Source organism: Klebsiella pneumoniae subsp. pneumoniae HS11286, from assembly GCF_000240185.1.
In the GTDB taxonomy this organism is placed as follows: domain Bacteria; phylum Pseudomonadota; class Gammaproteobacteria; order Enterobacterales; family Enterobacteriaceae; genus Klebsiella; species Klebsiella pneumoniae.
The window spans coordinates 1,594,371-1,616,793 of sequence record NC_016845.1 but is presented as its reverse complement, the minus strand read 5'-3'; the positions used below and the strand labels follow the sequence as shown (position 1 = coordinate 1,616,793).

At 58.4% G+C, this 22,423-nt stretch carries 20 protein-coding genes; 12 read left to right on the top strand and 8 right to left on the bottom strand.

The window, feature by feature from the left end; genetic code table 11:
- Positions 1-201: 201 nt before the first annotated feature.
- Genes KPHS_15500 through KPHS_15460 form a run of 5 tightly spaced genes read left to right on the top strand, consistent with a single transcriptional unit; the run spans position 202 to position 7,898 of the window.
- Positions 202-1,881, top strand: a complete 1,680-nt coding sequence (locus tag KPHS_15500; protein ID YP_005225850.1) for a K+-transporting ATPase — start codon at positions 202-204, stop codon at positions 1,879-1,881.
- 20 nt (positions 1,882-1,901) lie between these two features.
- Positions 1,902-3,950, top strand: coding sequence for a potassium-transporting ATPase subunit B (locus KPHS_15490; protein YP_005225849.1), 2,049 nt, complete (start codon positions 1,902-1,904; stop codon positions 3,948-3,950).
- Between the two features lie 10 nt (positions 3,951-3,960).
- Entirely contained in the window at positions 3,961-4,536 is a 576-nt protein-coding gene (locus KPHS_15480; RefSeq protein YP_005225848.1) for a potassium-transporting ATPase subunit C, read from the top strand.
- Complete coding sequence (locus KPHS_15470; RefSeq protein YP_005225847.1) at positions 4,537-7,224, top strand: sensor histidine kinase KdpD; 2,688 nt, start codon at positions 4,537-4,539, stop codon at positions 7,222-7,224.
- Positions 7,221-7,898: a KDP operon transcriptional regulatory protein KdpE gene (locus KPHS_15460; protein ID YP_005225846.1), complete on the top strand. Its 678-nt coding sequence runs from the start codon at positions 7,221-7,223 to the stop codon at positions 7,896-7,898. Before KPHS_15470 ends, KPHS_15460 begins: the two co-directional genes overlap by 4 nt.
- Here the strand turns inward: KPHS_15460 and KPHS_15450 are convergent.
- The 4 genes from KPHS_15450 to KPHS_15410 form a co-directional block, all read right to left on the bottom strand.
- Complete coding sequence (locus KPHS_15450; protein ID YP_005225845.1) at positions 7,880-8,317, bottom strand: putative arginine/ornithine antiporter; 438 nt, start codon at positions 8,315-8,317, stop codon at positions 7,880-7,882. The two genes, KPHS_15460 and KPHS_15450, sit on opposite strands and share 19 nt — an antisense overlap.
- Positions 8,318-8,371: 54 nt before the next feature.
- Positions 8,372-10,012 (bottom strand): phosphoglucomutase, encoded by a 1,641-nt coding sequence (locus KPHS_15440; protein YP_005225844.1) that lies wholly within the window; start codon positions 10,010-10,012, stop codon positions 8,372-8,374.
- A gap of 32 nt (positions 10,013-10,044) precedes the next feature.
- The gene (locus tag KPHS_15430; protein YP_005225843.1) at positions 10,045-10,593 is read right to left on the bottom strand and encodes a replication initiation regulator SeqA; all 549 of its coding nucleotides are present in this window, start codon (positions 10,591-10,593) and stop codon (positions 10,045-10,047) included.
- A 97-nt stretch (positions 10,594-10,690) separates the two neighbouring features.
- Positions 10,691-10,807 (bottom strand): hypothetical protein, encoded by a 117-nt coding sequence (locus KPHS_15410; RefSeq protein YP_005225842.1) that lies wholly within the window; start codon positions 10,805-10,807, stop codon positions 10,691-10,693.
- Positions 10,808-10,833: 26 nt separating this feature from the next.
- On the opposite strand from KPHS_15410, the gene KPHS_15420 reads away from it, so the two are divergent.
- The 4 genes from KPHS_15420 (at position 10,834) to KPHS_15380 (ending at position 13,403) form a co-directional block, all read left to right on the top strand.
- Entirely contained in the window at positions 10,834-11,550 is a 717-nt protein-coding gene (locus KPHS_15420; RefSeq protein ID YP_005225841.1) for an esterase YbfF, read from the top strand.
- 133 nt (positions 11,551-11,683) lie between these two features.
- Positions 11,684-11,977, top strand: a complete 294-nt coding sequence (locus KPHS_15400; protein ID YP_005225840.1) for a LexA regulated protein — start codon at positions 11,684-11,686, stop codon at positions 11,975-11,977.
- Positions 11,978-12,128: 151 nt separating this feature from the next.
- Positions 12,129-12,659: a flavodoxin gene (locus tag KPHS_15390; RefSeq protein YP_005225839.1), complete on the top strand. Its 531-nt coding sequence runs from the start codon at positions 12,129-12,131 to the stop codon at positions 12,657-12,659.
- Positions 12,660-12,950: 291 nt separating this feature from the next.
- Complete coding sequence (locus tag KPHS_15380; RefSeq protein YP_005225838.1) at positions 12,951-13,403, top strand: ferric uptake regulator; 453 nt, start codon at positions 12,951-12,953, stop codon at positions 13,401-13,403.
- Between the two features lie 616 nt (positions 13,404-14,019).
- Here the strand turns inward: KPHS_15380 and KPHS_15370 are convergent.
- Together KPHS_15370 and KPHS_15360 are read right to left on the bottom strand one after the other, a co-directional pair.
- Entirely contained in the window at positions 14,020-14,352 is a 333-nt protein-coding gene (locus KPHS_15370) for a hypothetical protein (protein ID YP_005225837.1), read from the bottom strand.
- A gap of 47 nt (positions 14,353-14,399) precedes the next feature.
- Entirely contained in the window at positions 14,400-15,803 is a 1,404-nt protein-coding gene (locus KPHS_15360; protein YP_005225836.1) for a chitoporin, read from the bottom strand.
- A 73-nt stretch (positions 15,804-15,876) separates the two neighbouring features.
- On the opposite strand from KPHS_15360, the gene KPHS_15350 reads away from it, so the two are divergent.
- Positions 15,877-16,185, top strand: coding sequence for a B12-dependent methionine synthase (locus tag KPHS_15350; RefSeq protein ID YP_005225835.1), 309 nt, complete (start codon positions 15,877-15,879; stop codon positions 16,183-16,185).
- Positions 16,186-16,238: 53 nt separating this feature from the next.
- Here the strand turns inward: KPHS_15350 and KPHS_15340 are convergent, their stop codons facing one another.
- Both KPHS_15340 and KPHS_15330 read right to left on the bottom strand, forming a co-directional pair.
- Entirely contained in the window at positions 16,239-17,906 is a 1,668-nt protein-coding gene (locus tag KPHS_15340; RefSeq protein ID YP_005225834.1) for a glutaminyl-tRNA synthetase, read from the bottom strand.
- 178 nt (positions 17,907-18,084) lie between these two features.
- Positions 18,085-20,040 (bottom strand): N-acetyl glucosamine specific PTS system components IIABC, encoded by a 1,956-nt coding sequence (locus tag KPHS_15330; protein YP_005225833.1) that lies wholly within the window; start codon positions 20,038-20,040, stop codon positions 18,085-18,087.
- Between the two features lie 314 nt (positions 20,041-20,354).
- On the opposite strand from KPHS_15330, the gene KPHS_15320 reads away from it, so the two are divergent.
- Both KPHS_15320 and KPHS_15310 read left to right on the top strand, forming a co-directional pair.
- Complete coding sequence (locus tag KPHS_15320) at positions 20,355-21,155, top strand: glucosamine-6-phosphate deaminase (RefSeq protein YP_005225832.1); 801 nt, start codon at positions 20,355-20,357, stop codon at positions 21,153-21,155.
- Positions 21,156-21,268: 113 nt separating this feature from the next.
- The gene (locus KPHS_15310) at positions 21,269-22,417 is read left to right on the top strand and encodes an N-acetylglucosamine-6-phosphate deacetylase (protein YP_005225831.1); all 1,149 of its coding nucleotides are present in this window, start codon (positions 21,269-21,271) and stop codon (positions 22,415-22,417) included.
- Positions 22,418-22,423 lie beyond the last annotated feature (6 nt).

The window sequence follows — 22,423 nt, the reverse complement described above, 5'->3', positions numbered from 1 at the left end:
TGCCTTTGTCATTTTTATACTTTTTTTACACCGCACCCGCGGATTTTTGCGAAATCTTTGCGCCGTAATTTCTATCCTCCAGGTAAATCGAAAACACACCCGGAGGTGGATTGTGACTGCAGGCGTACTCACTGGCGTTGGGCTGGTGTTCCTGTTACTGGCTTATCTGGTTTATGCCTTGATACATGCGGAGGCATTCTGATGGCTGCCCAGGGATTTTTATTATTAGCCAGCTATCTGCTGGTATTGCTGGTGCTGGCGCGCCCGCTGGGGATGTGTCTGGCGAGAATGGTGAACGATATCCCGCTTCCCGGCCTGGCCGGCGTCGAGCGCGTCCTGTGGCGCGTGGCCGGGATCCGCGCCGAGGAGATGGGCTGGCTGCAGTATTTGCTGGCGATCCTGCTGTTTAACGCCCTCGGCGGCCTGGCGCTGTTTGCCCTGCTGATGCTCCAGGGCGTGCTGCCGTTTAACCCGCAGCACCTGCCGGGGCTGTCATGGGATCTGGCGCTCAATACCGCGATCAGCTTTGTCAGCAATACCAACTGGCAGGCTTACGCCGGCGAAAGCACCATGAGTTATCTCAGCCAGATGGTCGGCCTGACGGTGCAGAATTTCCTCTCCGCCGCCACCGGCATCGCCGTGGTCTTCGCCCTGACCCGCGCCTTCGCCCGGCAGAAAATGTCGACCCTCGGCAATGCCTGGGTCGATCTGACGCGCATTACCCTGTGGCTGCTGCTGCCGCTCTCTCTGCTGGTGGCCCTGTTCTTTATTCAGCAGGGCGTGCCGCAGAATCTGCAGGCCTACCAGCCCTTTACCACCCTCGAAGGGGTGCACCAGCTGCTGCCGATGGGGCCTGTCGCCTCACAGGAAGCGATTAAGCTGCTGGGCACTAACGGCGGCGGTTTCTTCAATGCCAACTCCGCCCATCCGTTTGAAAACCCGACCGCGCTGACCAATCTCGTGCAGATGCTGGCGATCTTCCTGATCCCGGCGGCGCTGTGCTTCGCCTTCGGCGAGGTGGTAAGCGATCGGCGTCAGGGACGCGCCATCCTGTGGGCAATGACGCTGATCTTTATCCTCTGCGTCGCCGTGGTGATGTGGGCGGAGACCCGCGGCAATCCGCATCTGCTGACGCTGGGTGCCGACAGCAGCCTGAATATGGAAGGAAAAGAGAGTCGCTTCGGTATTCTCGCCAGCAGTCTGTTCGCGGTGATCACCACCGCCGCCTCCTGCGGCGCGGTCAATGCCATGCATGACTCCTTCACCGCGCTGGGCGGCATGGTGCCGATGTGGCTGATGCAGATTGGCGAAGTGGTATTCGGCGGCGTCGGCTCGGGCCTGTACGGCATGCTGCTGTTCGTTATGCTGGCGGTATTTATCGCCGGGCTGATGGTCGGCCGCACCCCGGAGTACCTCGGGAAGAAAATCGATGTCCGGGAAATGAAAATGATCGCCCTCGCCATTCTGGTCACCCCGACGCTGGTGTTGCTCGGCACGGCGCTGGCGATGATGACCGACGCCGGCCGCGCCGGGATGTTCAACCCTGGACCGCACGGCTTTAGCGAAGTGCTGTACGCCGTCACCTCGGCGGCCAATAACAACGGTAGCGCCTTCGCTGGCCTGGGTGCGGCGACGCCGTTCTGGAACCTGCTGCTGGCGTTCTGCATGCTGGTCGGCCGCTTCGCCGTCATCATTCCGGTGATGGCCATCGCCGGCTCGCTGGTGGCGAAGAAAATTCAACCGGCCAGCCCCGGCACCCTGGCCACCCACGACGCCCTGTTTATCGGTTTACTGATCGGCACCGTGCTGCTGGTGGGCGCCCTGACCTTTATTCCTGCGCTGGCGCTTGGCCCGCTGGCTGAACACTTTTCCTTACTTTGAGCGATGCGGAGCACCCTGTTATGAGTCGCAAACAATTAGCCCTGCTGGAGCCGACGCTGGTGCGCCAGGCGCTGCTGGATGCCGTGAAAAAACTCAGCCCGATGGTGCAATGGCGCAATCCGGTGATGTTTATCGTCTGGGTGGGCAGTCTGTTAACCACCCTGCTGGCGATCGCCATGGCTGGCGGCGCCCTGACCGGTAGCGCCACCTTTACCGCCGCCGTCAGTATCTGGCTGTGGTTTACCGTGCTGTTCGCCAACTTTGCCGAAGCGATGGCGGAAGGCCGCAGCAAAGCCCAGGCCAACAGCCTGAAAGGGGTGAAAAAAACGGCCTTCGCCCGCAAACTGCGCACCCCGCAGCATGACGCGCCGGTCGATCACGTGCCGGCGGAAGACCTGCGCAAAGGCGACGTGGTACTGGTGGAAGCCGGGGATATTATCCCCTGCGATGGCGAAGTCATCGAAGGCGGCGCCTCGGTGGACGAAAGCGCCATTACCGGCGAGTCTGCCCCGGTGATCCGTGAATCCGGTGGCGATTTTGCCTCGGTGACCGGCGGGACACGCATTCTCTCCGACTGGCTGGTGATCCGCTGCAGCGTGAACCCGGGAGAAACCTTCCTCGACCGGATGATCGCCATGGTGGAAGGCGCCCAGCGCCGTAAAACGCCGAACGAGATCGCCCTGACGATCCTGCTGATCGCCCTGACGCTGGTGTTCCTGCTGGCCACCGCCACCATTTGGCCCTTCTCGGCGTGGAGCGGCAATGCGGTCAGCGTTACCGTACTGGTCGCCCTGCTGGTGTGCCTGATCCCGACCACCATCGGAGGGCTGCTGTCGGCCATCGGCGTCGCCGGGATGAGTCGTATGCTCGGCGCCAACGTGATCGCCACCAGCGGCCGCGCGGTGGAAGCCGCTGGCGACGTCGATGTTCTGCTGCTGGATAAAACCGGGACTATTACTCTCGGCAACCGCCAGGCCTCCGCCTTCCTGCCGGCTCGCGGCGTGGAAGAGCGAACCCTCGCCGACGCCGCCCAGCTCTCCTCGCTGGCGGATGAAACCCCTGAGGGGCGCAGCATCGTGGTGCTGGCGAAACAGCGCTTTAACCTGCGCGAACGCGATCTGCAGTCGCTGCACGCCACCTTTGTCCCCTTTACCGCGCAAACGAGGATGGGCGGCATCAATATCGATCAGCGCATGATCCGCAAAGGGTCGGTGGACGCCATTCGCCGCCACGTGGAGGCCAACGGCGGCCACTTCCCTGCCGATGTCGATAAACAGGTGGAAGAGGTCGCTCGCCAGGGGGCCACGCCGCTGGTGGTCGCCGAAGGCGAAAAGGTGCTGGGGATTATTGCGCTCAAAGATATCGTCAAAGGCGGCATCAAAGAACGTTTCGCCCAGCTGCGCAAAATGGGCATTAAAACGGTGATGATCACCGGCGATAACCGCCTGACCGCCGCGGCGATCGCCGCCGAGGCCGGCGTCGATGATTTCCTCGCCGAAGCGACGCCGGAAGCCAAGCTGGCGCTGATCCGCCAGTACCAGTCGGAAGGTCGGCTGGTGGCGATGACCGGCGACGGCACCAACGACGCGCCCGCGCTGGCTCAGGCCGACGTGGCGGTGGCCATGAACTCCGGCACCCAGGCGGCGAAGGAAGCGGGCAACATGGTCGACCTGGATTCCAACCCCACCAAGCTGATTGAGGTGGTCCATATCGGCAAACAGATGTTAATGACGCGCGGTTCGCTGACCACCTTCAGTATTGCCAACGACGTGGCGAAATATTTCGCCATTATTCCGGCGGCGTTTGCCGCGGTCTATCCTCAGCTGGCCATGCTGAACGTGATGGGCCTGCATTCGCCCTCATCGGCGATCCTCAGCGCCGTTATCTTCAACGCGCTGATCATCGTCTTTCTGATCCCGCTGGCCCTGAAAGGCGTCAGCTATCGCCCGCTCTCCGCCTCGGCGATGCTGCGCCGCAACCTGTGGATCTACGGCCTCGGCGGTCTGCTGGTGCCCTTTATCGGTATTAAAGCCATCGACCTGCTGCTGACCCTGAGCGGTCTGGTGTGAGGAACAAACTATGTCATTGATTCGTCCGGCACTTGTGCTATTTATTCTGTTAACGCTGCTCACCGGCGGCGTCTATCCTCTGCTTACCACCAGCCTGGGACAATGGTGGTTTAACTCACAGGCCAACGGCTCGCTGATCCGCCTGAACGGTGAAGTGCGCGGCTCGGCGCTGATTGGCCAGAACTTCACCGCCGCAGGCTATTTTCAGGGCCGCCCGTCGGCCACCGCGGAGACGGCGGATAATCCCATGGCCTCTGGCGGCAGCAACCTCGCCGCCAGCAACCCGGCGCTGGATAAAGCGGTGAGCGAGCGCGTGCAGGCCCTGCGCGCCGCCAACCCGGACGCCGACCCGCGGGTGCCGGTCGAACTGGTCACCACCTCGGCGAGCGGTCTCGATAACAACCTGACTCCGGCCGCCGCGCTGTGGCAGGTGCCCCGGGTGGCTCAAGCGCGCCAGCTGAGCGTTGAGCAGGTAACCCAGTTGGTGAATCAGGCCACACAAACCCCGCTGCTGAGCTTCCTTGGCCAGCCGGTGGTCAATATACTGCAACTCAATATGGCGCTGGATGCCCTGAAGGATAAGTAAATGAGTGACGAGCCGCTGCGCCCGGACCCTGACCGCCTGCTGCAGCACACCGCCGCCCCGCATCGCGGCAAACTGAAAGTGTTCTTTGGCGCCTGCGCCGGGGTGGGGAAAACCTGGGCGATGCTGGCGGAAGCGCAGCGGCTGCGCGCCCAGGGGCTGGATATTCTGATTGGCGTGGCGGAGACCCACGGCCGTAAAGAGACCGCCGCGATGCTGCAGGGCCTGAGCACTCTGCCGCCGCGGCGGCTTGCCCATCGCGGGCGGTACGTCTATGAGTTCGATCTCGACGCCGCCCTCGCCCGCCGTCCGGCGTTGATTCTGGTGGATGAGCTGGCGCACAGCAATGCGCCAGGCTCCCGCCATCCAAAGCGCTGGCAGGATGTGGATGAACTGCTGGAGGCCGGGATAGATGTTTTCACTACCGTTAACGTCCAGCATCTGGAAAGTCTGAATGACGTCGTCAGCGGGATCACCGGCGTGCAGGTGCGGGAAACGGTTCCCGATCCCTTCTTTGACGCCGCGGACGACGTGGTGCTGGTGGACCTCCCCCCTGACGATCTGCGCCAGCGGCTCAATGAGGGCAAAGTCTACATCGGCGGCCAGGCCGAGCGCGCTATCGAAAACTTTTTCCGCAAGGGCAATCTGATTGCGCTGCGCGAGCTGGCCCTGCGCCGCACCGCCGACCGCGTCGATGAGCAGATGCGCGCCTGGCGCGACCGCCAGGGCCAGGAGAAAGTCTGGCACACCCGCGATGCGATCCTGCTCTGTATCGGGCACAATACCGGCAGCGAAAAGCTGGTGCGCGCCGCCGCCCGGCTCGCCGCCCGCCTGGGCAGCGTCTGGCATGCGGTGTATGTCGAGACCCCTTCCCTGCACCGGCTACCGGAAGGCCGGCGGCGGGCTATTCTCGCCGCGCTGCGTCTGGCCCAGGAGCTGGGGGCCGAAACCGCCACCCTCTCCGACCCGTCGGAAGAGAAAGCGGTCCTCCATTACGCCCGCGAACATAACCTCGGCAAAATCGTCATTGGCCGCCAAAGCAAGCGCCGCTGGTGGGATCGCAGCGGCTTCGCCGATCGTCTGGCTCGCCATGCGCCGGACCTCGATCTGGTGGTGATCGCCCTCGATGAGAAACCCTTCCCCCTTGCCGCACGCGCCAGCGACAGCCGTCCGGCGCTGGAGAAATGGCGCCTGCAGCTGCAGGGCTGCGCGGTGGCGGTGGCGCTATGCGCCATCATTACCCTGGTGGCCATGCAGTGGTTGATGGCTTTCGAAGCCGCCAACCTGGTGATGCTCTATCTGCTGGGGGTGGTGATCATCGCCCTGGTCTATGGCCGCTGGCCGTCGGTGCTGGCGACGGTGATCAACGTCATCAGCTTCGATCTCTTTTTTGTCGCCCCGCGCGGGACGCTGGCGGTGTCGGATGTCCAGTATCTGCTCACCTTCGGCGTGATGCTCACCGTGGGCCTGCTTATCGGCAACCTCACCGCCGGCGTGCGCTACCAGGCGCGGGTGGCGCGCTACCGTGAACGCCGTACCCGCCATCTGTATGAGATGTCTAAAGCACTGGCGGTGGGTCGCAGCCAGCAGGATATCGCCACCACCAGCGAGCGATTTATCGCCTCCACCTTTCAGGCCCGCAGCCAGCTGCTGCTCCCGGACGCCCAGGGAAAACTGCTGCCCTTAACCCACCAGCCAGGGCTGACCCCGTGGGATGATGCCATCGCCCGCTGGAGCTTTGATAAGGGCCAACCTGCCGGCGCCGGCACCGATACCCTGCCCGGCGTGCCGTATCAGATCTTGCCCCTGAAGAGCGCCGCCCGCACCTGGGGACTACTGGTGGTGGAACCGGAGAATCTGCGCCAATTGATGATCCCGGAGCAGCAGCGGCTGCTGGAGACCTTTACTCTGCTGGTGGCCAGCGCCCTGGAGCGCCTCACCCTGACCGCCAGCGAAGAGCAGGCCCGGCTGACCAGCGAGCGGGAAAGCCTGCGTAACTCGCTGCTCGCCGCCCTGTCGCACGATCTGCGTACTCCGCTGACCGTGCTGTTTGGCCAGGCGGAAATTCTGACCCTCGATCTGGCCAGCGAAGGTTCAAAACATGCCCCGCAGGCCAACGAAATCCGCCAGCATGTGCTCAACACCACCCGGCTGGTGAACAACCTGTTGGATATGGCGCGGATCCAGTCCGGCGGCTTTAATCTGCATAAGGAGTGGCTGACGCTGGAGGAAGTGGTCGGCAGCGCGCTGCGCATGCTCGAGCCAAGCCTCGGCGGCCAGCATATTCAGCTGGATTTACCCGATCCCCTCCAGCTGGTGCATGTCGACGGACCGCTGTTCGAGCGGGTGCTGATCAACCTGCTGGAAAATGCCCATAAGTATGCCGGCGCCCGGGCGAGCATCGGCATCCGCGCCGAGGCGGACGCCCGGCAGCTGTCGCTGGAGGTATGGGATAACGGTCCTGGGATCCCGGCAGGCCAGGAGCAGACTATCTTTGATAAATTCGCCCGCGGCAACAAAGAGTCGGCGATCCCTGGCGTCGGGCTGGGCCTTGCCATCTGTCAGGCCATCGTCGACGTCCACGGCGGGACCATCTCCGCCAGCAACCGGCCCGAGGGCGGCGCCTCATTCCGTGTTACACTGCCGGGAGAAACGCCCCCTGAACTGGAAGAGCTACCTGAGGAATTGTGATTAACGTTCTGATTATCGAAGACGAACACGCTATCCGACGCTTTCTCCGCACCGCGCTGGAAGCCGACGGCATGCGCGTATTTGAAGCGGAAACCCTGCAGCGTGGGCTGATTGAAGCCGCCACCCGTAAGCCCGACCTCGCGATCCTCGATCTCGGCCTGCCGGATGGTGACGGCATTGATTTTATTCGCGACCTGCGTCAGTGGAGCCAGATGCCGATTATCGTCCTGTCAGCGCGTAGCGAAGAGCATGACAAAATTGCCGCCCTGGATGCCGGCGCCGATGACTACTTAAGTAAACCCTTTGGCATCGGCGAGCTGCAGGCCCGCCTGCGCGTCGCGCTGCGTCGCCACGGCGCGGCGCAGGCCGATGAGCCGGTGGTGCGCTTCGCTGACCTGGAGGTCAATATCCCCGCCCGCCGCATCCTGCGCGGCAGCGAAGAGATCCACCTGACGCCTATCGAGTTTCGCCTGCTGGCGGCGCTGTTGAATAATCCCGGCAAAGTGCTTACCCAGCGCCAGCTGCTGAATCAGGTGTGGGGGCCTAACGCCGTGGAGCACAGCCACTATCTGCGGATCTATATGGGTCATCTGCGACAAAAGCTGGAGGCCGATCCGGCACGGCCGCAGCATTTGCTGACCGAAACCGGGATTGGCTATCGCTTTATGCCCTGAATCCCGCCTCTGCAGTACCAGAGGCTGGCGATTTTCAGCCCTTCAGAGAGCAGCAGAAAGCCTGCCAGGATCGCTACATGCCGGACGCCGGCAGCCTGAATCAGCCACAGGCCCAGCAATAGCGAAGGCTGCATGAACAGCAGCCTGAGCGGCGCCTGCCCCCAGGCCAGCCACAGCGCATAGCGGCTCTGGCGGAAAAAAAAGATCATCGATAGCGGGATGCTGATAATCAGCAGAACATTCAGCGGGTACAGCCAGACCGCCGCGGAGCCCCAGGTGTGCAGCAGCTGGAGATAAGCCAGCAGATCGTCGTAAAAAGGGAGGCGGCGGTGGGCAATATTCCACCATAAGAATTGCAGGACGAAAAAGAGATCCATCCACGCCCAGAACAAAAACAGAGACTTCCGTTGTATTTTCATCGCTATCCTTGCGAAAAAAATCAGGCCCGCAAGGGGCCTGATGGTAGTGCGTCGTTAAGCGTTCTTCAGCACTTCGCTGACAATCTCTACCGCTTCTTTTTCAATCAGCTTGCGATGCTCTTCGCCGAGGAAGCTTTCGCAGTAGATCTTGTAGGCGTCTTCGGTGCCTGACGGACGCGCCGCGAACCAGCCGTTGTCGGTCATCACCTTGAGGCCGCCAATCGCCGCCCCGTTGCCCGGCGCCGCGGTCAGACGGGCAGTGATCGGATCCCCCGCCAGGGTGTCAGCGCTGACCATTTCCGGAGAGAGCTTGGACAGCGCCGCTTTCTGCGCGGAGGTCGCGGAAGCCTGCAGACGGTTATAGCTCGGCGCACCGAAGCGTTCCGCCAGTTCGTTGTAATGCTCCTGCGGGTTTTTCCCGGTCACCGCGGTGATTTCCGCCGCCAGCAGGCACATGATGATGCCGTCTTTATCGGTGGACCACGGCGTGCCGTCGAAGCGCAGGAAGGAGGCCCCGGCGCTCTCTTCGCCGCCGAAGCCGAAGCTGCCATCGAACAGGCCGTCGACAAACCACTTAAAGCCCACCGGCACTTCCACCAGCTTGCGGCCCAGATCGTTCACCACGCGGTCAATCATCGCGGAGGAGACCAGCGTTTTACCCACCGCCACCTCTTTGCCCCACTGCGGACGATGCTGGAACAGGTAGTTGATCGCTACCGCCAGGTAGTGGTTCGGGTTCATCAACCCCGCCGGGGTGACAATCCCGTGGCGGTCGTAATCCGGGTCGTTAGCAAACGCCAGATCGAACTTATCGCGCAGCGCCAGCAGGCCGGCCATCGCACACTCTGAGGAGCAATCCATGCGGATGGCGCCGTCTTTATCGAGGTGCATAAAGCGGAAGGTCTGATCCACCTGATCGTTAACAATGGTCAGATTGAGCTTGTAGTGCTCGCCAATGCGCTTCCAGTATTCGATACCGGACCCGCCCAGCGGATCGACGCCCAGCGTCAGGCCGGCTTTCTGGATTGCGGCCATATCGACGATATCCGCCAGCCCCTCAATGAACGGCTGCACCAGATCCTGTTCTTTAACGTGGCCAGAAGCCAGCGCCGCGTCCAGAGAAATGCGTTTCACGCCCTGCAGGCCCGCGGCCAGCAGTTCGTTGGCGCGGTTTTCCACCACTTTGGTGACGTTGGTATCAGCCGGGCCGCCGTTTGGCGGATTGTACTTGATACCACCATCTTCCGGCGGGTTGTGTGACGGGGTGATCACAATGCCGTCCGCCAGCGGACCGCCTTTTTTGTTATGCACCAGAATCGCGTTGGAGACCGCCGGCGTCGGGGTGAAGCCGTTGTTTTCCTGCACGATCACGTCGACGCCGTTGGCGGTTAACACTTCCAGCACCGAAATAAACGCCGGCTCGGAGAGGGCGTGGGTATCTTTGCCGACATAGCACGGACCGGTGATCCCGTTTTTCGCACGATCTTCCGCAATGGCCTGGGCGATGGCCAGGATATGCGGTTCGTTGAAGTTGTGGCGCGCCGCGCTACCGCGATGGCCAGAGGTGCCGAATTTTACCGCATGCTCCGCATTACCGACTTCAGGCTTCAGCACGTAGTACTGAGCAGTCAGTTGGGCGACGTTAATCAAATCACTCTGTTGCGCAGGCTGCCCCGCACGTTTATCGATTGCCATTGCCTGATCCTTCTGGTGCAAATGTTAAAAAGCTAGATCGTGCCGCAAACCTTTTCAATCAGCTCCGCAGGGAACTGCATCGACTGCATGATGTGCTCAATCATGCTGCATTTACGGCCGGTATTGGTATTGGTGATCACCCACCACGGTGTACCAGGAACCTGTTTCGGTTTGGTCTGATTACCGCTTTTCAGCAGCGTACGCGCATCTTCCGCGAAGTAAACGCGCGTGCGGCCGTGCAGAGACTCGGTGGCCTCGGCAAATGCTTTACTGTCCAGGGAGTAGAGGGTCGTCAACACCAGCATAAAACGGTTCACCGCGCGCTTCTGCTCGGCGTATTCATCAGATAACAGCATCTCGCGCATGGCGCGGACTTTATCTTTCACCGGGTTAGCGGGTTTCACCTCAGCGACAGGCGCTGGCGCCAGCGTCGGCGCGGCTTTGCTGACCGGTGTAGCCGGTTGGGAAACGGCGGAAAATTTTAGCATACGCCGTAAAATGTCGGATGCGCTCTCGCCGATATGCAGAGTGTGGCTGGCAATATAGCGATAGAGTTCATCATCAACTTCAATTGTTTTCATCTTAATCCAGTGCGATATCTTTTCTGAATACAAATCGTTGGGATTATAAGTACAAATCCCAACCGCGGATAGCGTCAAACCAGGATGGCGGTAAAACTCAGAAAACTTCTGGGTCTTGCAGCCGGATGGCAGAATGTCCAACATAATACCCTAACCCGACGGAGCGAAAAAAAGAACTTTGCCATGAAATTAAATAGCCGAGCGCAATCTGCACAGAATCCGCACAACCACTCCCCGATCGTGCTGGTCCACGGTCTGTTTGGCAGCCTGGACAACCTGGGCATCCTCGCCCGCGACCTGATCGCCGACCATGATATTGTGCAGGTCGATATGCGCAACCACGGTTTGTCGCCGCGGTCGCCAGAGATGACCTACCCCGCCATGGCGCAGGATCTGCTTGATACGCTCGACGCGCACCAGATCGAGCGCGCCACCTTTATCGGCCATTCGATGGGCGGGAAAGCGGTAATGGCGCTTACCGCCCTGGCGCCTGAACGCATCAGCGGTCTGGTGGCGATCGATATCGCGCCGGTGGATTATCACGTTCGCCGCCATGATGAGATCTTCGCCGCTATCCGCGCCGTCAGCGAATCCGCCGCCAGCACCCGCCAGCAGGCGGCGCAGGTGATGCGCGAGCACCTGCAGGAAGAAGGCGTGATTCAGTTCCTGCTGAAATCATTCGTCGACGGCGACTGGCGCTTCAACGTGCCGGTGCTGTGGGACCAGTATCCGCATATCGTCGGCTGGGAAACCATCCCGGCCTGGCCGCACCCGACGCAGTTTATTCCCGGCGGCAACTCGCCCTATGTGACCGACGCCTACCGCGACGCGCTGCTGGCCCAGTTCCCGCAGGCCCGGGCCCACGTCATCGCCGGCGCCGGACACTGGGTCCATGCTGAGAAACCCGAGGCGGTGTTACGCGCCATCCGCCGCTATCTGACGAGCATCGCCGCCTGATTGGCTAAAATATGCCCGACCGCGCCGCAGAATGCCCACGGTCGTTGGCGCAGCCGTTCGCCTGATGTATGATGGCGCGCTATCTGCGCCGGCTAGAGCCCGGCAGCTTGTTTCCCCGAAGTCACTCAGAATCATGGCAAAAGAACAAACGGACCGTACGACATTAGATTTGTTCGCAAACGAGCGTCGCCCGGGAAGACCGAAAACCAATCCGCTGTCGCGCGATGAACAACTGCGCATCAACAAACGTAACCAGCTGAAACGCGATAAGGTTCGCGGGCTGAAGCGCGTGGAGTTAAAACTCAACGCCGATGCGGTCGATGCGCTCAACGAGCTGGCGGAAGCGCGTAATATGAGCCGCAGCGATCTCATTGAAGAGATGCTGATGACCCAGTTAACCGCCCTGCGCAGCCAGGGAAAAGTCTAACTTTCCGCGAAAAACCCGCATTCATGTAGCAGAGTGTGCAGTCGGGCGTGATTGCTGTTTCCGCGCCCTTGCCTGTTCTGCTATGATTGCCGTTATCTATGGGCATTGCGTCCCTACCACATCATTTAAGTTTCAAGAGGTTATTTTACTCATGGCAATCATCGGCATCTTTTTTGGCAGCGACACCGGCAACACCGAAAATATTGCAAAAATGATTCAAAAGCAGCTTGGTAAAGATGTTGCTGATGTTCACGACATTGCCAAAAGCAGCAAAGAAGACCTGGAAGCCCACGACATCCTGCTGCTCGGTATCCCGACCTGGTACTACGGTGAAGCGCAGTGTGACTGGGATGACTTCTTCCCGACGCTGGAAGAGATCGACTTCAATGGCAAACTGGTGGCGCTGTTCGGCTGCGGCGACCAGGAAGATTACGCAGAATACTTCTGCGACGCGCTGGGCACCATCCGCGACATCATTGAGCCGCGCGGCGCGACCATCGTCGGTCACTGGCCAACGGCGGGGTATCATTTTGAGGCTTCCAAAGGCCTGGCGGATGACGACCACTTCGTCGGCCTCGCCATCGATGAAGACCGCCAGCCGGAGCTGACCAACGAGCGCGTTGAGAAATGGGTGAAGCAGGTTGCCGAAGAGCTGCACCTCGAAGAAATCAAAAACGCCTGATGATTAAGCGGCGCAATCATTGAGTTGCGCCGCATTAATAGACAAAAGCAATCAAACTAATAGCTACAAGTTTTTAACTTTTAATCACATATCTGTACAATGTCCTCTGATTCTACGAGGCACGTGACGCAGTTTGTAGCTGGTGCCTCGTTTTTGACAGCAAACCAGGCCTGATGCTTGCAGTTTTCATTTACCAGTGGCAGTTCTATAATGAGACGCATTACGTCGGGTTAATTTCTGTATGACTTCCGTTGAAGGAAGTAGATCGTTTAGCAACAGGACAGATTCCGCATGACTGACAACAATACCGCATTAAAGAAGGCTGGCCTGAAAGTCACACTTCCTCGACTAAAAATCCTTGAAGTGCTGCAGGAACCGGATAACCATCATGTCAGTGCGGAAGACTTATATAAACGCCTGATCGACATGGGCGAAGAGATCGGTCTGGCGACCGTTTACCGCGTCCTCAACCAGTTTGATGACGCCGGCATCGTGACTCGTCATAATTTCGAAGGCGGAAAATCCGTTTTCGAACTGACCCAGCAGCATCACCACGATCACCTGATCTGCCTCGACTGCGGCAAAGTGATCGAATTCAGCGACGACTCGATCGAATTACGCCAGCGTGAAATTGCCTCCCGCCACGGCATCCGCCTGACCAACCACAGTCTGTATCTGTACGGTCACTGTGCGGAAGGGGATTGCCGCGAGGACGAACACGCCCACGACGCGGTGGAAAAATAATTCCCCGTTTCGCTGAGACTGAAAAGCCAACCTGCCGGTTGGCTTTTTTATGGGCGCCTCTGGCGCCCTTCCCGCACACGCCCCTGGGGTGACTTTCCTCGTCCCCGCTTTGTCCGGAGAGTTGATATGGAACTTCGCCAGCGGGGCGATCTCTGACCGGATCGGTCGTCGTCCGGTGCTGATGGGCATTACCGTGCTGGCGCTGCTCACCACCTGGCCGGTGATGCACTGGCTCACCGTCGCGCCCGATTTCACCCGTATGACGCTGGTCCTGGTATGGTTCTCGTTCTTCTTTGACATGTATAACGGCGCGATGGTCGCGGCGCTTACCGAAGTGATGCCGGTACACGTCCGCACCGTGGGCTTTTCGCTGGCCTTCAGCCTTGCCACCACGATCTTCGGCGGACTGACGCGAGCTATTTCCACAGCCCTGGTCGAGCTCACCGGCGATAAAAGCGCGCCGGGCTGGTGGCTAATGTGCGCCGCGCTATGCGGGTTCGTCGCCACCGTCCTGTTGTTCGTGCGGCTGAGCCGCGGCTATCAGCCGGCGGAGAGTCAGCGCAAAAAAAACAAACGGGCGGAGATATGCCCCGCCCGTTTGCCGCTGTCGTCTGATTTAATGGGTCGTATTATTGCTGCGGATCTCTTTCCAGATCTGATCGCAGCGCGCTTTCACCGCCTGATCGTTGCCGGTGCGGGTGGCCTGAATACACTGTTGGTAATCCAGGACGCGAACGCTCTCCTGGTTGGCGAACTGCTGGTGCTGTTTATCCTTTTTCAGCACATTCAGTACGCTCTGGCAGGCTTCAATCTTGTCCGGATTCCCTTCCGCCGTATTAATACAGGCGCTATAGGCATCTTTCAGTTTGGTGTCTTCTTTCGGCGCCGGCGACGTGGTGCAGGCCACCAGGCCCGCTGCCATCATGGCAATAAGCAGCATTTTTTTCATTGTCGTTCTCCCAGAGGTGCGGCAGGCTCACGCCCGCCGCGCAGGCATCAGAAAATAGTGAACGGGGCGATAACCATGAACTTCACGTCGCGCTCATCCTGGAAGATGTTGCCGTAGCCGCCGCTCCAGCTCGGAATATCGGAATGGTTGTCGTATTGGGTAAAGTGCAGTTTGAACAGGGTGCCCTTCGCCCGCCCTTCCTGTACGGTATACATTGCATCCAGGCTATAGGCCGACTCTTTCAGGCGATAGTCAGGGTCATAGTACGCATCCGGAGAGGACATTCGGCCCGGCTTCGCATCCCAGGCGTAGACATAAGACGCGCCGAACGCCCAGCCCGGCATATCCCAGTTTTTCATGTCATACATCGCGCCAAAGAAGACCGCTTTTTCGCCGTTGGCGTTAAAGTCGGAGCGGTTATCCCACCAGATATCGAGACGACCATTGGAAGAGGCGTAGGTCGGGGTCATACGCTGCAGGAAGTAGCCCTGCTGGCCATCAGCCTTCACCCAGGTTCCCTCGAGACGCAGATCCAGGACATCCGCCACCTTATAACCAAAGGTTAACGCCTGCAGCCATGCGGTGCCATCATAGATGTCGTTGACCCCGCCGTTGCTGACCTTATCGCGGGTGCCGTAGAACTGGTAGCTGGTGCTCAGCGGCGCGCCGGCGACATCAAACTTGTAGCTGGCTTTAGCAAAGTACTGATCGATATAGCCCTGAGCCTGACCAAATGCCGCCTCCAGCACCAGGTCATTTTTGAAATCATATTTAGCGCCGACGGAGTGGAGATAATCGACTTTGGTCTTCTTATCGTTCTGATAGAAATCGTCCATCTCGATATGCCATGGCGCTTTATACTCGTTCGTCCACATATAGGAGAAACTTAACGCGCCCGCCGTGCCATAGTCGAAGTTAGCCCCGGCCTCCGCCCCCTGATAGGTACCTGGCATAAAACTCCAGTGCGGGGCCAGCAGAGTCTGGCCGGTTGGCTGGATATAGCCCGCACGTGCCCACGCCGGACCATATTTGAATTTCGCTGCGGCTTTATACAGGCTGATGCCGCTCTTATCGCCGGAATAGTCTTCGTCATAGGCTTTGTTACGTGACGAGAAGGCAATTTCGTTCGGGTGACCGCTATCACCGTTCTCCGCCATTTCAATCGCGGTAAACGCGGCAATATCAAGGCCAAACATATCGGCGGCATAGCCGGACTGGAAGTCCAGGTTGGCGTTCCAGGTGGAGTGGGAAAGGTTGGTTTTGTATTTGTCGCCGTCGGTCACATCTTTACGGTCACGCTCACGCTGCCAGTAATAGATACCGCCGGTTAAGGTTGAATCATCGATAAAGCCTGCTGCGCTGGCCTGTGGAGCCACAACCCAGCCCGACATCGCGGTGACGGCGGCAATAGCCAGCGCCAGCGTACTACGTTTGCCACTAAACGTACGCATGTGCATATCCTCTTTGACGTTTTAAAAGGCGAAGACCAGCGGTCAATCGCTAAAAAATAAATAAAACTGCAAAATGTGGGGCGGTAAAAAAGACCGCGAAACCACTATAGATAGACTATTTTTCGTGACGCGAATTATCAATGTTTTTCGTGAGGCAAAGCTTAAGATTATGACAAAGCGCACATATTTTATGTCGTTTTGTTACAGTCTTATCTCTGATGATTTTGTTATGGAAGTCATTGCAAAATCAGGGAAAAACGCAATCATTGAAAGCGATTACATTGGTTTTTTGTATGTGACAGGAAACATCAGAAGCGCTATTTATTACCGCGCAGAAACAGAATTAATTCGCATCGCGAAAATGAAAAGTTTAATTAGCTGATTCTGAAACAAAAAAAGCGCCGCTGGGAGCGACGCTTTGACAGAAAAGAAATGTTATTCGCCCGCTTTCGCCCAGGTATCACGCAGCCCGACGGTGCGGTTGAACACCAGATTGGTTGCGGTTGCATAGCGGCTGTCGAGGCAGAAATAGCCTTCACGCTCAAACTGGTAAGCTTTACCGGCTTCGGCCTGCGCCAGGCTCGGCTCCGCGTACCCCTGTTTGATCACCAGCGATTCCGGGTTGATTACCGCGAGGAAATCGTCCGCCGCGCCCGGGTTTGGCACGCTGAACAGACGATCGTAGAGACGGATCTCTACCGGCAGCGCATGCGCCGCGCTTACCCAATGGATCACGCCTTTGACCTTGCGGCCGTCGGCCGGGTCTTTGCTCAGGGTGTCGGCATCGTAGGTGCAGAAGATGGTGGTAATATTGCCTTCGGCATCTTTCTCCACGCGTTCCGCTTTGATGACGTAGGCGTTGCGCAGACGCACTTCTTTACCCAGCACCAGACGCTTGTACTGTTTGTTGGCTTCTTCGCGGAAGTCCGCGCGATCGATCCAGATTTCGGCGCTGAACGGCACTTCACGACTGCCCATTTCCGGCTTGTTCGGATGGTTCGGCATCACCACCATTTCGCTTTCGCCCTGCGGATAGTTCTCGATAACCAGTTTCACCGGATCGATCACCGCCATCGCGCGCGGGGCGTTTTCGTTCAGATCTTCACGAATGCAGGACTCCAGCGACGCCATCTCGATGGTATTGTCCTGCTTGGTCACGCCGATGCGCTTGCAGAACTCACGGATGGATTCGGCGGTGTAGCCGCGACGACGCAGACCGGAGATGGTCGGCATACGCGGGTCGTCCCAGCCTTCCACGTGCTTCTCAGTCACGAGCTGGTTCAGCTTACGCTTGGACATCACGGTGTATTCGAGATTCAGGCGCGAGAATTCGTACTGACGCGGATGCACCGGGATGCTGATGTTGTCCAGCACCCAATCGTACAGGCGGCGGTTGTCCTGGAACTCCAGGGTACACAGCGAGTGGGTAATGCCTTCCAGCGCATCGCTGATGCAGTGGGTGAAGTCGTACATCGGGTAGATGCACCACTTGTTGCCAGTCTGATGATGCTCAGCGAACTTAATGCGGTACAGCACCGGATCGCGCATCACGATAAACGGCGACGCCATATCGATCTTCGCGCGCAGGCAGGCTTTGCCCTCTTCGAAGCCGCCGCTACGCATTTTTTCAAACAGCGCCAGGTTCTCTTCCACGCTGCGGTCGCGATACGGGCTGTTTTTACCCGGCGCTTTCAGGGTGCCGCGGTATTCGCGAATTTCATCAGGAGAGAGTTCATCAACATAGGCCAGACCTTTGTTGATCAGCTCAACCGCATACTGATGCAGCTGATCGAAATAATCAGACGAGTAGCATACGTCCCCGGACCAGTGGAAACCTAACCACTGCACGTCGTTTTTAATCGACTCAACGTATTCGATATCTTCTTTCACCGGGTTGGTGTCATCGAAACGCAGGTTGCATTGGCCCTGATAATCCTGGGCGATGCCGAAGTTCAGGCAGATGGATTTTGCATGGCCAATGTGCAGATAACCGTTCGGCTCCGGCGGGAAGCGAGTGTGAACGGTGGTATGTTTACCGGTAGCCAGATCTTCATCAATAATCTGACGGATAAAGTTAGTCGGGCGGGCTTCTGCCTCACTCATCACGGGTTCCTCAAAGCGTAAACAACGTATAACGGCACATGATCTTACAAGCAGGGCGTAGTGACAACTATTAGTTACGTAAAATAGGTATCAGAAGAGGATTATGGGGCCGATTGCTGGAAAAAAAAGCGGCGAAGGTTTCCCTTCGCCGCTGAGGCAAAAACTCGACTCAGGAGCCTTACTTGCCTTTAATCTCATACAGCGGCGTCTGGCCAGCAACGACCTTACCGCTCGCCAGTATCACCAGCGCGCTGTAGTCATCGCTGTTGCTGCAGACGACCGGACTGATCATTGAGCGCGCGTTGGCGTTGAGGAAGTCCAGATCCATTTCCAGAATCGGCTCACCCGCCTTCACGTCCGTGCCCTCTTCAACCAGACGTTTGAAGCCCTTGCCTTCCAGCGCCACGGTGTCGATACCCATGTGAACGACGATTTCCGCACCGTTGTTGGTTTCGAGGCAGAACGCGTGGTTAGTGTTGAAAATTTTCACCACGGTACCGGCGGCCGGGGCCACCACGATGTTGCTGGTCGGTTTCACCGCGATCCCGTCGCCAACGGCTTTGCTGGCGAAGGCTTCGTCCGGCACCTGCTCGAGGGCCACCACGTCACCGGTAATCGGCGAAACCAGCGACTCAACGGTCTTCGCGTTCGCTACCGCCTGCGGTTTAGCCGCGGGCGCTGCGGTGGCGACGTTGCCAGCCGGTGCGGCTGCCGCTGCCGCTACCGGGCCGCGGGTAACCACTTTTTTCATCTCATCGCCGATAGACTCTGCTTTCGCACCGACGATAACCTGAATGGTTTGCTTATTCAGTTTCACCACCCCGGACGCGCCGAGACGTTTACAGGCGGCGTCGTTCACCTTCGCCGAATCGCCCACGGTCAGACGCAGACGGGTGATACAGGCGTCAATGGCTTTCAGGTTGTCCGTTCCGCCCACCGCGGCGATATAGCTGGTCGCCAGCTGGGTCAGCCCCTCTTCAGTGTTGCTGTTGGCTTCTTCCGTTACCACGTCAGCGGCTTTGTCTTCACGACCCGGCGTTTTCAGGTTGAACATGCGGATCACCGCGCTGAACAGCAGGAAGTAGACGAAGAAGAACACCACGCCCATCACCAGCAGCATCCAGACGTTTTTGCTGGCGGCCGGCAGGCTGTACATCAGCACGTAGTCAATTGCACCTGCGGAGAAGGAGAAGCCCGCATGGATCCCGAGCGCCGTTGCGATGAACAGGCTGATACCGGTCAGCACCGCATGCAGGAGGTACAGCAGCGGAGCCAGGAACATGAACAGGAATTCCAGCGGCTCGGTTACCCCGGTCAGGAACGCGGTGATGGCCACGGACAGCAGCATACCGCCTACCATCGGACGACGCGCTTTCGGCGCCGCCAGATACATCGCCAGCGCCGCACCCGGCAGACCAAACATCATGATTGGGAAGAAGCCGGACATGAACATCCCCGCGGTGCCGTCGCCGGCGTAGAAGCGGTTGATGTCGCCGTGGAACACAGCGCCAGCGGCGTTAGTGAACTCACCAATCTGGAACCAGGCGATAGTGTTCAGCACCTGATGCAGACCGGTTGGGATCAGCAGACGGTTGATGAAACCAAAGATACCGGAACCCAGCGCCCCTGCGGAGACGATCCATTCGCCGCCAGAGTGGATAGCGTGCTGCACCGGCGGCCAGACGTAGCCGAAGATCGCCGCGAGGATCAGACAGAAGAAGCCGGTGGCGATCGGCACGAAGCGTTTGCCGCCGAAGAAGCTCAGGAAGTCCGGCAGCTTGATGCCGGCCCAGCGGTTGTATACCGCCCCTGCCACCAGACCGGTAATGATACCGGCCAGCACGCCCATATTGATTTCCGGGTTGATGGTGACCATCGCTTTGGTCATCACGAAATACCCTACCGCACCGGCCAGCGCCGCAGAACCGGCGTTATCCTTGGACCAGCTTGATGCCACACCAATTGCGAAGATCAGCGCCAGATTATCGAAGATCGCCCCACCCGCTTGCGCGATGAAGGGTACATTCAACAGGTCTGGTTGCCCGAAACGCAGCAGCAATGCCGCGACCGGCAGCACTGCGATAGGGAGCTGCAACGCCCTACCCAGTCGCTGAAAGAAACCTAAAATATTCATCTTATTCCCCCTATGAGACCCCGATGAGGCTCATTTCAAAGCCACTTTTTTATTGTGTAACAAGGTCGGTTTTATCACTTACCGGCAAAGTGTGTGAAAAATTAATTCGTATCGCAAATTAAACGGGTGTTTTTTGTGATAATTATCACCAAATATCGTATTCCCTCCTCCCTTGCACTGGCTAACAACGAAAACTTATTTTATCATTCAAAAAATCAACACGGATTGACCCCGGTCGGCGCAGTTGCTGCAATACTCTCCTTAGAGTGCTGGCGCCAATCCGCCAGAATCTACTTTGACTATAGAGGTGAAGAATGAGACTGATTCCCCTGGTAACCGCTGAGCAGGTCGGTAAATGGGCTGCCCGCCATATCGTTAACCGCATTAATGCATTTAAACCAACCGCGGACCGTCCGTTCGTCCTGGGTCTGCCAACCGGTGGTACCCCGCTGACCGCCTACAAGGCGCTGGTTGAAATGCATAAAGCAGGCCAGGTTAGCTTCAAGCACGTCGTCACCTTTAACATGGATGAATACGTTGGCCTGCCGAAAGAGCATCCGGAAAGCTATCATAGCTTTATGCACCGTAATTTCTTTGACCACGTTGATATTCCGGCAGAAAATATCAACCTGCTGAATGGTAACGCGCCGGACATCGATGCGGAATGCCGTCGCTATGAAGAAAAAATTCGTTCCTACGGTAAAATCCACCTGTTCATGGGCGGCGTGGGCAACGATGGTCATATCGCGTTTAACGAACCGGCCTCTTCTCTGGCGTCCCGCACCCGTATTAAGACCCTGACCCATGAAACCCGCGTAGCGAACTCCCGCTTCTTCGACGGCGATGTGGATCTGGTGCCGAAATATGCGCTGACCGTCGGCGTGGGCACCCTGCTGGACGCAGAAGAAGTGATGATTCTGGTGCTGGGTCATCAGAAAGCGCTGGCGCTGCAGGCGGCGGTAGAAGGTAACGTCAACCACATGTGGACCATTACCTGTCTGCAACTGCATCCGAAGGCGGTGATCGTCTGCGACGAACCGTCCACCATGGAGCTGAAAGTGAAGACGCTAAAATATTTCAACGAATTAGAAGCTGAAAATATTAAAGGTCTGTAATGTAGTCCTTCCCGCGCCCTGGCGCGGGATCATCTTTTTCTTTGTACGCACCATCATGCCGGCGGCAAACGAACGAACGCTGACCTGATGAGGCGTATATACCGGGGGTCGTAATGTATGCATTAACCCAGGGCCGGGTTTATACCGGTCATGAAATTCTCGATGACCATGCGGTTGTTATCGCTAATGGCTTTATCGAACGTCTTTGTCCGCTGGCAGATTTGCCGTCTGACATCGAGCAGCGCTCAGTCAACGGCGCAATAATCGCCCCCGGTTTTATCGACGTCCAGCTCAACGGCTGCGGCGGCGTGCAGTTTAACGACAGCCCAGAGGCGGTCACTGTCGAAACGCTGGAGATCATGCAGAAGGCCAACGAACGCTCAGGCTGCACCAGCTTCCTGCCGACGCTGATTACCTCCAGCGACGATCTGATGAAGCAAGGCGTGCGCGTGATGCGCGAATATCTGCAAAAACATCCGAACCAGGCGCTGGGCCTGCATCTCGAAGGGCCGTGGCTGAATATCGTTAAGAAAGGCACCCACAATCCGGACTACGTGCGTAAACCGGACGCGGCGCTGGTCGATTTCCTGTGCGACAACGCCGATGTGATCACCAAAGTGACCCTCGCCCCTGAGCGCGTTGAGCCAGAAGTGATCCGCAAACTGGTCGCCGCCGGGATCGTTGTCTCCGCGGGCCACTCCAACGCTACGCTGAAAGAGGCGAAAGTCGGCTTCCGTGCGGGCATTACCTTCGCCACCCACCTGTATAATGCGATGCCGTACATTACCGGCCGCGAACCGGGTCTTGCCGGGGCGATTTTTGACGAGCCGGATGTCTACTGCGGTATCATCGTCGACGGGATGCACGTCGATTACGCCAACGTGCGCAACGCCAAGCGCCTGAAAGGCGACAAGCTGTGCCTGGTCACCGACGCCACCGCGCCGGCGGGGGCGAATATTGACCAGTTCATTTTTGCCGGGAAAACAATATACTACCGCAATGGGCTGTGCGTAGATGAAAACGGCACCCTCAGCGGATCTTCCCTGACCATGATTGAAGGGGTGCGTAATCTGGTTGAGCATTGCGGCGTGGCACTGGACGAAGTATTGCGCATGGCGACGCTCTATCCTGCGCGCGCTATCGGCGTGGACAAGCAGCTCGGCAGCATTGCGCCGGGCATGGTCGCTAACCTGACCGCCTTTACACGCGATTATAAAATCACCAAGACCATCGTTAATGGTAACGAGGTCGTCACTGAGTAAGTAAAA

Coding starts and splice junctions, on each gene's coding strand:
- KPHS_15500 (YP_005225850.1), top strand. CDS start 202: ATGGCTGCCCAGGGATTTTTATTATTAGCCAGCTATCTGCTGGTATTG.
- KPHS_15490 (YP_005225849.1), top strand. CDS start 1,902: ATGAGTCGCAAACAATTAGCCCTGCTGGAGCCGACGCTGGTGCGCCAG.
- KPHS_15480 (YP_005225848.1), top strand. CDS start 3,961: ATGTCATTGATTCGTCCGGCACTTGTGCTATTTATTCTGTTAACGCTG.
- KPHS_15470 (YP_005225847.1), top strand. CDS start 4,537: ATGAGTGACGAGCCGCTGCGCCCGGACCCTGACCGCCTGCTGCAGCAC.
- KPHS_15450 (YP_005225845.1), bottom strand. CDS start 8,317: ATGAAAATACAACGGAAGTCTCTGTTTTTGTTCTGGGCGTGGATGGAT.
- KPHS_15440 (YP_005225844.1), bottom strand. CDS start 10,012: ATGGCAATCGATAAACGTGCGGGGCAGCCTGCGCAACAGAGTGATTTG.
- KPHS_15430 (YP_005225843.1), bottom strand. CDS start 10,593: ATGAAAACAATTGAAGTTGATGATGAACTCTATCGCTATATTGCCAGC.
- KPHS_15400 (YP_005225840.1), top strand. CDS start 11,684: ATGGCAAAAGAACAAACGGACCGTACGACATTAGATTTGTTCGCAAAC.
- KPHS_15390 (YP_005225839.1), top strand. CDS start 12,129: ATGGCAATCATCGGCATCTTTTTTGGCAGCGACACCGGCAACACCGAA.
- KPHS_15380 (YP_005225838.1), top strand. CDS start 12,951: ATGACTGACAACAATACCGCATTAAAGAAGGCTGGCCTGAAAGTCACA.
- KPHS_15370 (YP_005225837.1), bottom strand. CDS start 14,352: ATGAAAAAAATGCTGCTTATTGCCATGATGGCAGCGGGCCTGGTGGCC.
- KPHS_15360 (YP_005225836.1), bottom strand. CDS start 15,803: ATGCGTACGTTTAGTGGCAAACGTAGTACGCTGGCGCTGGCTATTGCC.
- KPHS_15350 (YP_005225835.1), top strand. CDS start 15,877: ATGTGGGGCGGTAAAAAAGACCGCGAAACCACTATAGATAGACTATTT.
- KPHS_15340 (YP_005225834.1), bottom strand. CDS start 17,906: ATGAGTGAGGCAGAAGCCCGCCCGACTAACTTTATCCGTCAGATTATT.
- KPHS_15330 (YP_005225833.1), bottom strand. CDS start 20,040: ATGAATATTTTAGGTTTCTTTCAGCGACTGGGTAGGGCGTTGCAGCTC.
- KPHS_15320 (YP_005225832.1), top strand. CDS start 20,355: ATGAGACTGATTCCCCTGGTAACCGCTGAGCAGGTCGGTAAATGGGCT.
- KPHS_15310 (YP_005225831.1), top strand. CDS start 21,269: ATGTATGCATTAACCCAGGGCCGGGTTTATACCGGTCATGAAATTCTC.